This is a genomic window from Sulfitobacter sp., from assembly GCF_039977885.1.
Classification (GTDB): Bacteria; Pseudomonadota; Alphaproteobacteria; order Rhodobacterales; family Rhodobacteraceae; genus Sulfitobacter.
This window is the reverse complement of the sequence record NZ_JBDWCI010000021.1, coordinates 1-13,267: the sequence shown is the minus strand read 5'-3', so window position 1 is coordinate 13,267 and position 13,267 is coordinate 1. Positions and strand designations below refer to the sequence as shown.

Genomic DNA, 13,267 nt, shown 5'->3' with positions numbered 1-13,267 from the left:
GCCCGCCGCGCTAAAGCAACAAATCCTCGACCAATTGCGAGATAAGCTGGCTTTTTCCGGTAACGCCTGCCTTTCGGTAGATGGCTGTGCATTGCGCTTTGACGGTGCCGATCCGCGTGCTGCGCAGCTCGGCGATTTCGGCTAGCGACATGCCTTTGAGGACAAACCACGCGACTTCGGTTTCCGCGCTGGTCAGGTCAAGCCCTTGGAAATAACGCTCGACCACGGTGGCGAATTCTCCTGAGGTGATGCGGCGGGCGTTCTCGGCGCGGTGGGTGGCGTTTTGCGCAACCAGCGCCAGCCGCACACCTAATATGGCGCCGATGATCAGGCCGATGCTGGCACCCGCCTCAACCAGTTCGCGCAGGCTCCAGCGCAGGGGAACAGAAGGCAGGCCCAGAAGGGAGGCGAGAATCTCCCATAGGAAATATGCCCCGCACAGGCACTGGATCAGCACAAGGCACCAGACAATCCATGGCCGTTTCAGCATGGCGGCACCTGTGTGGAGGTGAGTGGGGAGACCATGTCAGATCAGCGCCTCGGCCCACCACGACCACCGCCCGGCGGGCCGGAGCGAGGGGGCCCCGGCCGAACAGTGTCGCCGCGACGCGGGGCAAGGCTGTTCAACCGGTCATAAAGAAATAACTGGTCCCGCAAGATTTCACCGGTTTGGCGGTTTATAACCACCTCACGCAGGCCGGTAGAACCACGTGCGGTGATGATGATCCGGCCCAGCAATGACCGTGTAATTCTGGTGATCGTATACCCGTCTGCTTCGATGGCGGCGACAATGCCGGGTGGCGCTGTCACCTGCGCAATTGCAGGTGATTGAAGCAGCAGGAAGGCCGCCAATGTGGTTAAGAGCAATGGTACGCGCATGCGGAGATGTCCGTGAGTTATGGTCGGTGGCTATGGCCTAAGCGTGGTCTGTGTCAACCACTGCGGGCAGTGGCGGGTCATTCCGCCGGTCCGGAGGAGCGGGTATACCCCCCGTTTAAACCTGTCGCATCGCCGCCTAGATGGGATGAATACAACGGTTTGAGAAGCACCACCACAATCAGAATTGCAAGGACGAGGGGGCTGTAAGGAAATGAACATCTACGCATGGGTCTGCTTTCTATCTCGATATCAGTGGCGGCTGTTTGCAGCGCTTTAATCCAGTTTCTAGATGTTTGGATGGGTTGGATATTGGACGAAAGGAAAGGGTGGGACGCCATAAGCTAAAGTCATATGGTCGATTTTCACCTTTTCAGAGCGGCACAGCATGGCGAGCGGAATTTTGCCGTGAGATCATAAAAACATGATGTAATGGGCATACGACTTTGGTTTAGGCGCGGTTTGTGGGGCTTAGGTCCAATAGTATCCCGGAAGGAAGGCCCCCAATTATCGGGGCAAGGCATCTACACCGATGCAATCTTCAGGGACGAATATGACCACTGACAATTCCAAAGCTACCCGTCTGGGGCGTAGGGCATTCTTGACTGCTGCAGGCGCAGCAGCGCTGAGCGCCTGCACACCGACCCAGCAGATCACCCTCGCCACCCGCAGCGCCGTCGATGTGGACCCCTTGTCGCGGTTCCGCTTTTTTGCCGAAGATGGAGAGGCGAAATGGAAGGCGCATCTGACCGAGCTGAAAAAAACAGGCGGCCCTAATGTGTTGGCCCTATCGGGTGGCGGTGAAGACGGTGCCTTTGGTGCGGGGGCGTTGGTGGGTTGGACCGGACAAGGGACGCGCCCCGACTTTGATCTAGTGACGGGTGTTTCCACAGGCGCGCTGATTGCGCCATTCGCGTTCTTGGGGTCGCCGTATGATGAAAGTCTGCATCAGATATTCACCCAATATGACGCTGATGACATCATGCGGATCCAGCCGTTTCAGGCGGTGGTGAGTGATGCGTTATATGACACGGCGCCGCTGGCAAAACTGATCAAACAGTACACGCCGCCCGCAATGTTGCAGGCCATCGCGGTCCGTCACGCAGCGGGAAAACGGTTGTTTGTCGTGACATCCGAATTGGAAACGGCCAAGGCGTCCATCTGGGATATGGGCGAGATTGCGCAGGCGGGGTATTACGATCTGTTTCGCGGGATCATGCGCGCCTCGGCGGCTTTGCCCGGTCTGTTTTCACCGGTTGAATTGCGGTATCAGGCGCAGGGCCAAACCTATTCCGAGACGCATATGGACGGGGGCGTGCATATGCAGTTTCTGGCCATTCCCGACTTTGCCTTTACCGTGCCACAGGCGCGGCTTGCCGGTGGGCATGTATATGTTTTGATAAATAACACGCTTTATCCCGAACCGGTTTCGGTGCCGCGATCGGCATTGGGAATTTCCCAGCAAGCGCTCACAACCACCACGCGCGCCACGGCGCTAAGTGCGGTCAAGGCGACACAGCTGCTCGGGCGCGAAAATCATATCAAGGTCTCTGTCGCGGCCATCAGCCCGGGATCCGGGATTGTTTATGATCCGTCCAAACGCTTTGCCTCGGATTATATGAATGCTCTCTTTGCACACGGTCTGGAGCGGGCGCAGCAGGGGACGCTTTGGAGCACCGCTTAGGTCAGGGAATGCTACATGATGGGAGAATTAAACGCTCAACCGAGGCTGGTTTGAGCGGGTCAAACGACTTACCTTATTGTAAATAGGGGAATTAATTGACGTGTGACGTCAAAATTAATATATACCTATGCGGGCATTTGCTGTATTATGAAATCTTATTCCAGATGAACGAGGCGCGCTACATGCCAGAAATAGCTGCTGAGCATTGTGGGGCATCTGCGGAGGAAGACGAGCGTGCTACGCTCAGAACCTTGAATGCCTTCGCGATTGATTTGATTTCAATCCCCAACACCGAAGACCTTTTCTGGTATATTGCCCAGAATGTTGTCGGACCCATGAAGTTTGTCGACTGCGTGGTGTATAAAGCGAACGAAGAGCAGAGCTCACTTATTCAGGTCGCTGCTATGGGTGATAAAAACCCCTTTGGCCGCAGTATTTTAAACCCGTTGAAAATCTCGTTTGGTGAAGGGATTACGGGGCAGGCGGCGCAACGGCGCGAAGCGATCATCATTGATGATCTGGCCCTCAACGATAGCTATATCGAAGACACACAGCCCGCCCGTTCCGAGATTTGCGTGCCGATCATTTGTGGGAACAGGGTCGCCGGTGTCATTGACTGCGAGCATCCCGAACCCGGTGCATTCGGGGGGGGCGAGCTTGAGCTTTTGACGACCATTGCCGCGATGACCAGTGCCAAGCTTGAACTTTTGGCAGAGGTTGAAAGGTCGAATCGGCGCTATCATGATCTGGTGTCGGCACACGCCCAGTTGAGCCAGGAAGGAACAAACCGCAAGGCGCTTGAGGCCGAGCTGTATGATGCAAGAAAGCTTGAGACCGTCGGGCGACTGACCGGCAGTTTCGCGCATGAGTTCAACAATCTGCTCACGGTGATTTCCGGCAATCTCGAACTGTTGGAAGCGGCTGTGCCTTGTGGTTCTGTTGACAGCTCCCTGTGCGACGCACAGGCGGCGGCAAACCGTGCTGCGGATCTGATCCAGTCGATGCTTGCCTATTCCCAACGCAAACACATCTCACCGCAGCGCACCGATCTTAACGTGCTGGTCAGAAATGTCGCCGAACAAGAAGCATTGCCGGACACCCATGCGGTTAAGTTCACGCTGGCGCATGACATCAAAGACGTCAATGTGGATCAAAAGACGTTCAAGACTGCGCTGCTTAATCTGGTCTGGAATGCCCGTGATGCGATGCCGCAAGGCGGTACAGTTCAGCTAAAGACGGAGTGCATTGTCCATTCGCATTCGGACCAGCGGGCATTGGTGACGCGTTTGGCACCGGGTGAATATGTTCGGGTCAGCGTGCGTGACGCGGGGCGGGGCCTGTCGCCGGATGAACTGCAAAAGATCTTTGATCCCTTCTATACGACCAAACCCGTGGGGGCGGGAACCGGCCTTGGTTTGTCTCTTATTCTGGGTTTCATGCAGCAATCTGGCGGCACGGTCGGGGTTTGCTCAACTACGGGAGAAGGCTCAACTTTTCAGCTTTACCTCCCCGTATATCCGGCTGCTGGAAAGGATTTGTTAACCATAAATGGTTAACATTATCTTAGAGCTAAGGGGAGGGGTGAATGTGTAATTCAAGCATAGCTGAAGATGCGCTTGATGATCCGCTGCCACTGATCAGCATTCAGGGTTTGAATGATCCGACAACTGCCGAATTCGCACAAACAGCCCATGCAATGGGCCAAGCGGCACGCAGCTATGGGTTTTTCCGAATTTGTGATCATGGCATAAAAACAGAGCTGATCGAGGCAACCTATGCGGCGGCAGAACGCTTTTTTGCACAGCGTGATGAGGTCAAACGGCAGTATTATATCGGCCACAGCAGCAACCATCGCGGATATGTACCTTTTACGGAAAAAGGCGATTACCCTGACGAAATAAACCGCAGTTACGAAGCCTTTGATATGGGCCTTGATCTGCCCATTGATGATCCCGATTACCTAATGGGGAACCGGTTGCTTGGGCCGAATGTCTGGCCCGAACTCGAAGGGTTTAAAGAGCCCATTGCGGAGTATTACCGTCAGGTGTCTGCGCTTGGCCGTGTGATGTGTACTGCCTTCGAGATACACCTCGGGCTGCCTTCCGGCTCCATGCTTGGGTTGATGAACAAACCGATCTCACAGCTGCGGCTGTTGCATTATGTACGTCAGCAGACAACCAAAGACCACAAGTCGGTCAATATGGGCGCGCATACAGATTATGAATGTCTGACATTGCTGCATACCCGAAATTCCGGCCTGCAGGTTATGACGCAGGATGATCGCTGGATCGATGTGCCTGCCAATCCCGATGTGCTGACCGTTAATATCGGTGACATGCTCGAGGTCTGGAGCAACGGGGCATTCCGCTCAACGCCGCACCGCGTGCTTAACCTGAGCCCCGAGCGGTTTTCGCTGCCGTATTTCGTGGCCGCCGATTACCACACATTGATCAAACCATTCCCCGAGCTGGTGCCGGAAGGGGAGACTTCGAAATACGAACCTTTCCTTGCGGGGGAGCATCTTGAGCGGATGTTGGTTCGGGATTTTCCCTATCTTCTGCACGATGAGGATCGTGCTGCCATCCCTCGCGCACCTGTCCACAACCCTTTCGAGGGACGCCTAAAGCAAAGTGTTACCTGACCATGCCACCACTCGATAGTATTTTCGCCGTCCTGTTCGCAGGGATCTTGCTTAGCCTCACACCGGGACCATCCATGCTTTATGTGCTGTCGCGCAGTGTCGGCCAAAGTCGGGGCGCTGGCGTCGCGTCAGCGGTGGGCCTTGCGGTGGGGGGGATCGTTCTTGCCGTGGCGACCGCGTTGGGGTTGGGGCAATTGTTCATGGAGGTTCCCGAACTGGTCATTGTTCTAAAATACTTCGGCTCTGCCTATCTGATATGGCTTGGGGCCGGTATGATCCGGAACGCAAAAGCCGAGGCGGCAGTGGATTTAAAAGTGCAGAGCGTGGTGCGCCGGTCCTATGCGACGATCGTCTGGCAGGGCATTCTGGTAGAGCTGTTGAATCCCAAAACGGTTTTGTTCTTTGCGCTGTTTCTGCCCCCTTTTGTCGGGATGGCCGGCGACCAAACCGCGCCTGTTGACGTGCAATCACAGTTATTGGTGCTGGGCATTCTTGTGCCGCTCACGGCTGTGCCTTCGGATGCCATGATTGCGTTTATGGGGGGGACACTGACCCATAGCATCAACCACCGCCGCAAGTTTCGCGAGCGGCTGGCCTGGGTCGGTGGGCTGATCCTGATTGTGATCGCGCTGAACCTGCATTTCGGCTTTTTGTAACCCCGACGGTATATCCCTTGCGATCCGGCGCAGAGGTTGACCAGTCAAGCCGCGCCAGTCCCGGTGCCGTGGCGGCCGGAGGGTTAGCTCCCTTTGATGCGGATCGAAAACTGCCGCTGCGCTCCGTTTGGGGGCGCGGGGAAGGGGGCCGCTTTGCGGATCACATTCATCGCCGCCCTATCAAGCGGCGCCGAGCCTGAGCTGTTCGCCACGGAAACGCGCGCAAGGGCACCGCTGGAGGCGATGGCAAAGCTGACCACGGCGGTGCCACGCGAATTGACCCGCGGTTTGCGCACGCGGCTGATGCGTTTCATCACAACACCGGGATAGTTGCTGGCCGCGGCATTTCCGGCTTGGCTGCTGGATTTCTGCTTGCGCCCTTGGGATTGCGCTGCTGCTGTTTTGCGGGTGCCCGACGTGGCGCCTTTTGTGTTGTTACGGTTTGAATTGCCTTGGGGCGCGGTGGTTTTTTTCGGGGCCGGTTTTGCCTTTGCCACCTTTTGTTTGGGGCGTGCTGCATCTGCCTTGGCGGCCAGTTCGGGATCGCGCCGTTTGGGGCGCGCCGATTGGGGTGGTGCTGCCATTTGCGGGTCTTGCGCTGTTACAGTCTCCTTGGGCGTTGGATTGCTTTCAACAGGTGCGGGCGCATCCGTGGGTGTGGTGATTGACGGGCTGGCGGTTGCAACCGCGGGTGCAGGGCTTTGCGTTGGTGTTGGCGCTTCCTTGGGCGGTTGCGGGGCCTCTGGCGCAGCTGTCACTGTTGGCGTGACCGACAGTTCTTCTGCAGGCTCGGAGGTCAGGGTTCCGGCGGTCATATCCTCAAAGGCTGATCCCATCATCGCCTCGGCCGGCTGGCCACCGCCCGCGATTTCGGTTTTCACGTCTGAAGTGGTACTGAGTACCGCACCTGCAAGAGCGGCAACTGCAAGTCCCAGTGATACAAATTTTGCGGTGGAGGAGGAGGGAATCATGGCGCGGATCGCTCCGTTACAAGGACAACCCGCTCTGCGCCAGCGGCACGCAGATCGCGGGTGAGGGTGACAAGCTTTTCTGCCGGAAGGGCGCGGTCAGGCACAAGGCGCACGACTGCACGCTCTTCTTCGCTGAGATCGGCAATGAAAGCGGCGACATCGGATTGGTCCGCTCCGCGATAGGCAATGCGCCCGTCGGGGTGCACGACCAAGGCATCAGGCGGGCTGCGCCCTTCCAGATCGCGGGTTTTTACAAGGGTTAGGGCAGGGTCCAACGGTTGGGCCAATGTGCCCGCAACCATGAAGAACACCAGCATAAGAAAGACGATGTTGATTAACGCGATTGTCGGTTCGCGGTGGGTTTTGGTTTTCTGGCGTCTGCGCATGACCTAACCCCCCAATACGCTGACACGCAGCTTTGGCAGAGCGCGCAGGGCAACCAACAGATCGGTCAGCCGTTGTGAATCAACATTTTCACCAAGGCTGACCAGCGCCACAGTGCCCTCTTTGGCATCGGCAAGGGCGCTGTCGGCAATAGCCGCGAGCGCCACAACATCGCCGTTGAGCCGTAGATCATCCTGCCCCAGCTGCATAAACAGCGGTGGCTCGTCGGATGGCGCCGCTGTGCCTGAGCTGGCCGCCGAAAGATCGACCTCGGAGAATTTCGAGAAGGTCGAGGTCAACATAAAGAACAGCAGCAGCAGGAAGATGACGTCAATCAATGACGTCATTGATAGCCTGCGCCGCCGTTTGCGCGCCCTATGCATGTGCCGCAACCATATCGGATGACGGTGCATGTGTTTTGTTTACAGGGCGCAGGATTGTCAGGATGGCTTGATCCGCAACGACCCGTTCGGCCTCCATCCGGCTTTCGAACCAGCTGAGGATGAATGCGGTAGGCATGGCAACCACAAGGCCCACAGCCGTGGTCAGCAACGCAACCCAGATACCGCCCGCAAGGATCGAAGGATCAACCTGCGCGCCTGCGTCTTGCAGTGATTGGAAGGCCTCGATCATCCCCAAAACGGTTCCGAACAGCCCCAGCAATGGCGCCAGCTGGGCTACAGAATCAAGAAGGCGCAGGCCGCGCTCGAGCTTGGCAAAACTGCTTTCTGCATCGGCTTGGAGGCGTTCTGCCATGTCTGGATCGGCAGAGAGGGCGATGTCGACAAGCGGTGCAAGATAGCTCGAAGAGCTGTCTATCGCCACACGTGCGGCGGTCCGGTCGCCGTGATCCCATGCAACCATACAGTCGCGCAACGCATTGTGACGACCAACGCCCGCCATCCAGAACTGCCAAAGTTTATAAAACGTCACCGCAAGGGTGAGCAAACCCACGCAAATCAGGATGACCACAACCGGTCCGCCGATTTCGGCGATGCGCATAAACGGGGCAAGAAGCTGTGTAAAATCCATTATCCCATGACCTCGATTGCTGTGCGGGTAGATACCGCCAACCCGTCAGCGCAGGCACCGTCAGCCAGACCATCGCCTTCACAGGTGTTTGCACCATTGAACAAAACCCGTCCCAATGCCTCGCAGGTGACATTTTGCACCGCAAACTGGCGCACGCGGGGGCGGGCAGGGGGCAGGGTGCCGAAATCAAACAAAGTCAGCCGGTTAACCTGACCATCCGTGTTGAACAGGACCGTTTCATATACGGCTTTGTCGATCTCGTGGTCCAATCCGTTGGTGACCATAAATGACAACGTACAGGAAGCATCAGCCGTTTGCGCCGCGTTCAGTTCGATCGCGATTTTGCCGGAAACATCAATTTCCTGAGCTTGCAGCGGGAGTGATGCGACCGCGCATGCAGTAATAGATAACCCAAGCCGTTTCATACGTGCTCCTGTCGAAAGAATGAATATGTCTGTAGGGGGCCTGGCTGGTCCGGAGGGGGGGGGGCACCGGATCTCTTGCTGGGATCATTTGCCACATGTGATGCCTGCTCGAAGTCGCAGTTTCAAGTCTTCTTGACTAAATTGGTCGGAAAATACCTATTTCGGAATAAAACCAGCAAGCAATATTGCATATTGAATAGGCTTTATGGCCTTGGGTCGGGAGAAATTTAACCTCAAAGGGCTAGAGGCCTTTGCAAATCGGAATTCATACCTTACATAAAAAGTCAGGAATAGACAGCAGGGGCGCTCCCTGCAATATGAATGGATAAGCTCTTGGTGCTACGTCTTCCAAATCCTCAGCCCACATCGAAACCGATTCCCCCTCAGAACGATCTTGGGGCTGCTTACGACAGCGGCACGCGCGAGCGGCTGAACACTTTGCGGCTTTGCGCGATGGAGTGCCGTGTGGCAGCGCGGACGGATTTGTTCGAGGCCTGTGCATTGCTGCGAATTGACGGCGAAGACGCCAAAAGGACGTTTGTCACCACATTCATCAAATGTTTTTCCGAAGCCGTGCATGGGCCGGTGAAATGGTACCGCCCCGGAGTCATCGATGTGACATTTGACGAGGCATGGGTGCTGCGCTGTCTGGCGTCCATCGAAGCAGGCGATCACAGCAGCTTTGAGTTTTTGCTCCGCTCCCGTGTGGCGAAATCCGACAGGCGTTATATCGGCTTTTTGCTGGGTCGAATTTCTGACCAATTTTCTCAAGTTTAGAATTATTCTAAAAAGTCTTGGCAAGCGCAGCTGGTGGGTTATATAAGACTCACAGCAAGCCAGCCATTCGCCAGCCAGCTAAGATTTTCAAGAAATTTAAAGGTGTGCAGATGACACAAACAGCTTCCGCGTTGGATACCGACGCAAAGACCGCAATCGGCGATGCGTTGAACCAATCAGTTGCAGAAACCGCTGTAACCACCATGCTCGCACAATGTTTCCACTGGAACGTAAAGGGGATGTCATTCGGCCCTCTGCACGACCTGTTCCAGAAAATCTATGAAGATCACTTTGTCGCTCAGGATGATCTGGCCGAACGTGTGCGCGCCCTTGATGTGCACGCAGAAGGTACGCTTGCCGGCATGCTGAAGCGCTCGAAAATCAAAGAACAGGACGGCCATCAGTCGGACGTAGAGATGATCCGCATCATGATGGAAGCGCAAGAAACACTTGCAGCGACCCTGGCCGGATGTGGTGAGCTGGCCGCCGGATACGGCGATACGCTGACCGAAGATCTGTGCATCGCGCGCGGGTCCGAGCATGAAAAATTTGCATGGTTCCTCCGCTCGCATCTCGCAGGCTGAGCAACGACCAACCTAGAAATAGCAGATCGCGGTCAGAGGATTCCCTCGGCCGCGATTTTCTTTTTGGCGAGCTTCTTGCGATAGGCTTCTTCCCAATGGGTGAATTTGCCCATTTGCCGTTGCTGCGCTGTCAGCATTTCAATGAAACCACTGCGGTGGCTTTCTTTTTTGATCTCTTTAAACAGCGCCTTCTGCGCCTTGGTCATCGAGCAACCGATGCAGTGCCCCTCGCGTTTGAATTTGCACACATCAATGCAGGGACTGGGAAGTTTCGACATGGTCCACCTGACTGCCTTGGTCCAAGACTATTTTGTAAGGATGAGCTTTCCGGCCCGCGTAATACGCAAAGTGTAGGTTGCGCCATCCAGTAACAAATGGGCCTGCCCGTTTTCATGTACAAGCTCGCGCACATCATATGCCGGCATTTTGACGGCGTCTGGTAACGTGGCGACCGAACTTGGCGGTTTTTTCATAGCTGTCATGATTTTCTCTTACGCAGACTGATCATAAATGGCTCAACCCTTTGACGGGCATGGTGACGACTTCCAATGTGCTCACAAAATGCTCCAATCCTTGCCGTTTTATCGTAACGCTCGCATCCCGAGGGATGCGAAAGGCTAAGCTGAATCTTGTTCACGCAGCGGCCGCAAATTTCATACTAAATTAGTCAGGATTAAATCTCAACTGCCTTAATTTGAACAGCAGGAATTTTCTCATCGGCAAACCGCAGCTGATCACGGCACTACATGAGGCATCATAATCTCGATTATGTTATATTCTGAGCGAATCTACAAACACAGCCCCGAAACCCCGTCAAAGTAGTATCAATGCGAAAAACAGGCTGCTCCGGGCCGCCGTTTTCTAAAATACAGGCATAATTCACAGATTTTTTATAAGATTGTTTCTATCGGCCAAATTTATGCCTCTTTTCTCGAGCACCTTATCCTCAGACATTTTTACAAGCTGTCCAATCGCAGCCCTATAAATACCGGAGATAAAATGAAGATCTTGGCAGTAGATGATGATCCGATCATCCTTGAGCTCCTCTCTCAGTTTGTCGAGATCGTTGGCACGCATAAATTGACGACGACCTCCTCTGCGCACGAGGCGCTTGCGCTGGTGCAATCAGGCAGCCAACCTGATTTTGACTGTTTTCTCTTTGACATCCAGATGCCCAGAATGGACGGGATCGAACTGACCCGGCACATCCGCGCGATGCCAAATTATGTTGATACGCCTGTTCTGATGCTGACGGCGATGTCGGACAAACGCTATGTCGATGCGGCTTTTGCAGCAGGCGCGACCGACTATGTCACCAAACCGTTTGAAGTAACCGAGCTTTCAACCCGTTTGCGGCTGGTCGAAAATCTGGTGCAGATGCGCCAGACCCATACCAAAAAGATATTCGCGACCCAATCGCTGAACAATCAAGCACAGCCGACAGCGCCAGCAACATCTATAGAGCTGCATGACCCGATTTCGATCTATGACGTTGAAAATGTGATCGAATACCCTGCGATGGAAAACTATGTCCGGCAGCTGTCGCGCGGCTCCATGTTCGGCTGTGCCACTTTTGCCTTCACGATTCGCCAGATCGAAGAACACCATGCCCATATGTCAGCGGCCGAGTTTTCCTTCCTGATTTCAGATGCGGCCGAGGTCATCTCGGATGCTTTGGCCGGCCACCAGTTTCTGATGGCCTATGCCGGCAGCGGCACGTTTATCTGCGTAACAGAAAGCGGTTGGCGCCCAGATATGAAAGCCTTGATGGACGACGTAAACCTATCGCTTTCGCGCACCGAGCTGTTCGACAATTCGGGCCAGCCTCTTTTCGTACGGGTCAGCGCAGGCGAAGCTATTCGCATGATCTGGAAGTCAGAAGACTCAGTTCTCGAAGCTGTGAGCGCCGCGTATATCTCAGCCGAGGAAGCAAGTGCCGCGCATAGCCGCGCGATGAACGATTTATGGCCGGTGAACCAGCACGCATGAACAATCCAGCATTATTACTTCAGGGGATGGAACGCGTCCGCACGCGCTTTATCACTCTGCTGGCAGAACGCCAGAACCACATTGCCCATCATGCGCTAGCTGCATGGGACTGCGAAGCGCCTGCGCAACAACAGGTTCACCTGCAAGAAGCCGGCAGTGCCCTGCATATGATTGCGGGCACGGCAGGTTCGCTTGGCTTCGATGCTTTGGGCACTTCCGCCCAAAGCTGTGAAATGGCGATCCTCGATTATTTCGACAAAATCCAAATCGAGCCCGAGCCGTTGCCACATGCGGTCATCGCAAAAATAGACGAGTTCGTCGCCATGAGCCAATCCCTGCTGGATGAGTTCGGCTAGCCGGCCCCGCCTGTTTTATCCCTGTTCGAATATCAAGCAGTCAGGTCGCCCTGGCTGCTTTTTCTACGACCTGTTTGATCTGATCAGAAAGTGACATCGGATCAAACGGCTTGCTGATCACTTCCGCCGCACCGTTTTGCAGCAATTCATCAATCTCGGAAACCTGGGCGCGAGCGGTCATAAAGATTGCCGGAACAGAGCCAAGGCTTGGCTCCTTGCGCATGTGGCTCAGGGTTTCGCGCCCCGTCATGTTCGGCATCATCATATCGAGCAAAAACACATCAGGCCCGAAAGCCACCGCTTTTTCAATCGCCTCGGCACCCGAGCTGCATTGCAACACTTCGAATTCGCCGAACAATTCCAAAGCCATCAAAGCAATCTCGCGGATGTCCGCGTCATCGTCTACGTGCAACAGTTTGATCATTAGATGTACCCCATGGTCATGCACTGCGCCTAAACGAAGCATCCGCCAAAGTCTTCATCCGTGATGTCGCCTTGGGCAAGTAGAAATAGAACGTCGACCCGACACCTTCTTGTGTGTCGAACCCTATCGTTCCACCCATCGTTTCGACAATTGCCTTACAAATATTGAGCCCCAAACCTGTCCCACCTTTCAGCGCGCGATCGGAATTTGTCATATCAGAGAACCTGGTAAAGATTTTATGCTGCTCCGCAGCGGGAATACCCTGGCCTTCGTCAGTAACAGATATACGCATTTGCCCACCAGCATCTTTGACCTCAATTAAGATTTTGCTATTTGGCGCCGAAAACTTATAGGCGTTGGACAGTAAATTCGTAAGGATTTGAATAAAGCGGTTCGGATCGGTGTAAAAAGGAATTGGCGCATCAACACCGGACATCTCGACCGTCATGCCAAAACGCTGCTGTAGCA

Annotated in this window: 19 protein-coding genes; 8 read left to right on the top strand and 11 right to left on the bottom strand. The window is 54.9% G+C overall.

Translation table 11 applies throughout. The features are described from left to right. Nucleotides 1-10: 10 nt before the first annotated feature. Complete coding sequence (locus ABJM03_RS17600) at nt 11-490, bottom strand: helix-turn-helix transcriptional regulator (RefSeq protein ID WP_348419183.1); 480 nt, start codon at nt 488-490, stop codon at nt 11-13. Between the two features lie 41 nt (nt 491-531). Then, entirely contained in the window at nt 532-879 is a 348-nt protein-coding gene (locus ABJM03_RS17595) for a hypothetical protein (protein WP_348419182.1), read from the bottom strand. Nucleotides 880-1,429: 550 nt separating this feature from the next. Here ABJM03_RS17595 and ABJM03_RS17590 point away from each other — a divergent pair. The 4 genes from ABJM03_RS17590 to ABJM03_RS17575 all read left to right on the top strand — a co-directional run bounded on the left by ABJM03_RS17590 (nt 1,430) and on the right by ABJM03_RS17575 (nt 5,857). After that, nucleotides 1,430-2,560, top strand: coding sequence for a patatin-like phospholipase family protein (locus ABJM03_RS17590; protein WP_348419181.1), 1,131 nt, complete (start codon nt 1,430-1,432; stop codon nt 2,558-2,560). 182 nt (nt 2,561-2,742) lie between these two features. Continuing rightward, nucleotides 2,743-4,116, top strand: coding sequence for an ATP-binding protein (locus ABJM03_RS17585; RefSeq protein WP_348419180.1), 1,374 nt, complete (start codon nt 2,743-2,745; stop codon nt 4,114-4,116). A gap of 29 nt (nt 4,117-4,145) precedes the next feature. Then, entirely contained in the window at nt 4,146-5,201 is a 1,056-nt protein-coding gene (locus ABJM03_RS17580) for a 2-oxoglutarate and iron-dependent oxygenase domain-containing protein (protein ID WP_348419179.1), read from the top strand. A gap of 2 nt (nt 5,202-5,203) precedes the next feature. Continuing rightward, entirely contained in the window at nt 5,204-5,857 is a 654-nt protein-coding gene (locus ABJM03_RS17575; protein WP_348419178.1) for a LysE family translocator, read from the top strand. Nucleotides 5,858-5,940: 83 nt separating this feature from the next. Here the strand turns inward: ABJM03_RS17575 and ABJM03_RS17570 are convergent, their stop codons facing one another. The 5 genes from ABJM03_RS17570 to ABJM03_RS17550 are packed head-to-tail and all read right to left on the bottom strand — an operon-like array spanning nt 5,941 to nt 8,669. Continuing rightward, nucleotides 5,941-6,828, bottom strand: a complete 888-nt coding sequence (locus tag ABJM03_RS17570) for a TonB family protein (RefSeq protein WP_348419177.1) — start codon at nt 6,826-6,828, stop codon at nt 5,941-5,943. Further along, on the bottom strand, nt 6,825-7,214 hold the full coding sequence (locus ABJM03_RS17565; protein WP_348419176.1) for a biopolymer transporter ExbD: 390 nt from the start codon (nt 7,212-7,214) through the stop codon (nt 6,825-6,827). Before ABJM03_RS17565 ends, ABJM03_RS17570 begins: the two co-directional genes overlap by 4 nt. A 3-nt stretch (nt 7,215-7,217) precedes the next feature. Continuing rightward, nucleotides 7,218-7,595 (bottom strand): biopolymer transporter ExbD, encoded by a 378-nt coding sequence (locus ABJM03_RS17560; protein ID WP_348419175.1) that lies wholly within the window; start codon nt 7,593-7,595, stop codon nt 7,218-7,220. Then, a complete protein-coding gene (locus tag ABJM03_RS17555; protein ID WP_348419174.1) occupies nt 7,588-8,244 on the bottom strand; it encodes a MotA/TolQ/ExbB proton channel family protein in 657 nt (218 codons plus the stop codon). Before ABJM03_RS17555 ends, ABJM03_RS17560 begins: the two co-directional genes overlap by 8 nt. Then, the gene (locus tag ABJM03_RS17550; RefSeq protein ID WP_348419172.1) at nt 8,244-8,669 is read right to left on the bottom strand and encodes a hypothetical protein; all 426 of its coding nucleotides are present in this window, start codon (nt 8,667-8,669) and stop codon (nt 8,244-8,246) included. Before ABJM03_RS17550 ends, ABJM03_RS17555 begins: the two co-directional genes overlap by 1 nt. Before the next feature lie 321 nt (nt 8,670-8,990). Here ABJM03_RS17550 and ABJM03_RS17545 point away from each other — a divergent pair, with 321 nt between their 5' ends. Both ABJM03_RS17545 and ABJM03_RS17540 read left to right on the top strand, forming a co-directional pair. Further along, nucleotides 8,991-9,446, top strand: coding sequence for a hypothetical protein (locus ABJM03_RS17545; RefSeq protein WP_348419171.1), 456 nt, complete (start codon nt 8,991-8,993; stop codon nt 9,444-9,446). Between the two features lie 110 nt (nt 9,447-9,556). Continuing rightward, a complete protein-coding gene (locus tag ABJM03_RS17540; protein WP_348419170.1) occupies nt 9,557-10,030 on the top strand; it encodes a DNA starvation/stationary phase protection protein in 474 nt (157 codons plus the stop codon). Nucleotides 10,031-10,062: 32 nt separating this feature from the next. Here the strand turns inward: ABJM03_RS17540 and ABJM03_RS17535 are convergent, their stop codons facing one another. Both ABJM03_RS17535 and hemP read right to left on the bottom strand, forming a co-directional pair. Continuing rightward, nucleotides 10,063-10,308, bottom strand: coding sequence for a DUF1289 domain-containing protein (locus ABJM03_RS17535; RefSeq protein ID WP_348419169.1), 246 nt, complete (start codon nt 10,306-10,308; stop codon nt 10,063-10,065). Nucleotides 10,309-10,335: 27 nt separating this feature from the next. Then, nucleotides 10,336-10,455, bottom strand: a complete 120-nt coding sequence (gene hemP, locus ABJM03_RS17530) for a hemin uptake protein HemP (protein WP_348419204.1) — start codon at nt 10,453-10,455, stop codon at nt 10,336-10,338. Nucleotides 10,456-11,029: 574 nt separating this feature from the next. Between hemP and ABJM03_RS17525 the strand changes: the two genes are divergently transcribed. Together ABJM03_RS17525 and ABJM03_RS17520 are read left to right on the top strand one after the other, a co-directional pair. After that, nucleotides 11,030-12,019, top strand: coding sequence for a response regulator (locus ABJM03_RS17525; RefSeq protein ID WP_348419168.1), 990 nt, complete (start codon nt 11,030-11,032; stop codon nt 12,017-12,019). A gap of 26 nt (nt 12,020-12,045) precedes the next feature. Then, complete coding sequence (locus ABJM03_RS17520) at nt 12,046-12,375, top strand: Hpt domain-containing protein (RefSeq protein ID WP_348419167.1); 330 nt, start codon at nt 12,046-12,048, stop codon at nt 12,373-12,375. Between the two features lie 40 nt (nt 12,376-12,415). Here the strand turns inward: ABJM03_RS17520 and ABJM03_RS17515 are convergent, their stop codons facing one another. Continuing rightward, entirely contained in the window at nt 12,416-12,799 is a 384-nt protein-coding gene (locus ABJM03_RS17515) for a response regulator (RefSeq protein ID WP_348419166.1), read from the bottom strand. A 16-nt stretch (nt 12,800-12,815) separates the two neighbouring features. Continuing rightward, the coding region (locus tag ABJM03_RS17510) for an ATP-binding protein (RefSeq protein ID WP_348419165.1) at nt 12,816-13,267 on the bottom strand (452 nt) is incomplete at its 5' end.

Bases quoted from the DNA above. Each gene is read 5' to 3' on its own strand.
- ABJM03_RS17525 (WP_348419168.1), top strand. From the start codon at position 11,030: ATGAAGATCTTGGCAGTAGATGATGATCCGATCATCCTTGAGCTCCTC.
- ABJM03_RS17515 (WP_348419166.1), bottom strand. From the start codon at position 12,799: ATGATCAAACTGTTGCACGTAGACGATGACGCGGACATCCGCGAGATT.
- ABJM03_RS17580 (WP_348419179.1), top strand. From the start codon at position 4,146: ATGTGTAATTCAAGCATAGCTGAAGATGCGCTTGATGATCCGCTGCCA.
- hemP (WP_348419204.1), bottom strand. From the start codon at position 10,455: ATGCCGGCATATGATGTGCGCGAGCTTGTACATGAAAACGGGCAGGCC.
- ABJM03_RS17540 (WP_348419170.1), top strand. From the start codon at position 9,557: ATGACACAAACAGCTTCCGCGTTGGATACCGACGCAAAGACCGCAATC.
- ABJM03_RS17555 (WP_348419174.1), bottom strand. From the start codon at position 8,244: ATGGATTTTACACAGCTTCTTGCCCCGTTTATGCGCATCGCCGAAATC.
- ABJM03_RS17560 (WP_348419175.1), bottom strand. From the start codon at position 7,595: ATGCATAGGGCGCGCAAACGGCGGCGCAGGCTATCAATGACGTCATTG.
- ABJM03_RS17590 (WP_348419181.1), top strand. From the start codon at position 1,430: ATGACCACTGACAATTCCAAAGCTACCCGTCTGGGGCGTAGGGCATTC.
- ABJM03_RS17535 (WP_348419169.1), bottom strand. From the start codon at position 10,308: ATGTCGAAACTTCCCAGTCCCTGCATTGATGTGTGCAAATTCAAACGC.
- ABJM03_RS17575 (WP_348419178.1), top strand. From the start codon at position 5,204: ATGCCACCACTCGATAGTATTTTCGCCGTCCTGTTCGCAGGGATCTTG.
- ABJM03_RS17565 (WP_348419176.1), bottom strand. From the start codon at position 7,214: ATGCGCAGACGCCAGAAAACCAAAACCCACCGCGAACCGACAATCGCG.
- ABJM03_RS17600 (WP_348419183.1), bottom strand. From the start codon at position 490: ATGCTGAAACGGCCATGGATTGTCTGGTGCCTTGTGCTGATCCAGTGC.
- ABJM03_RS17585 (WP_348419180.1), top strand. From the start codon at position 2,743: ATGCCAGAAATAGCTGCTGAGCATTGTGGGGCATCTGCGGAGGAAGAC.
- ABJM03_RS17545 (WP_348419171.1), top strand. From the start codon at position 8,991: ATGGATAAGCTCTTGGTGCTACGTCTTCCAAATCCTCAGCCCACATCG.
- ABJM03_RS17520 (WP_348419167.1), top strand. From the start codon at position 12,046: ATGGAACGCGTCCGCACGCGCTTTATCACTCTGCTGGCAGAACGCCAG.
- ABJM03_RS17550 (WP_348419172.1), bottom strand. From the start codon at position 8,669: ATGAAACGGCTTGGGTTATCTATTACTGCATGCGCGGTCGCATCACTC.
- ABJM03_RS17595 (WP_348419182.1), bottom strand. From the start codon at position 879: ATGCGCGTACCATTGCTCTTAACCACATTGGCGGCCTTCCTGCTGCTT.
- ABJM03_RS17570 (WP_348419177.1), bottom strand. From the start codon at position 6,828: ATGATTCCCTCCTCCTCCACCGCAAAATTTGTATCACTGGGACTTGCA.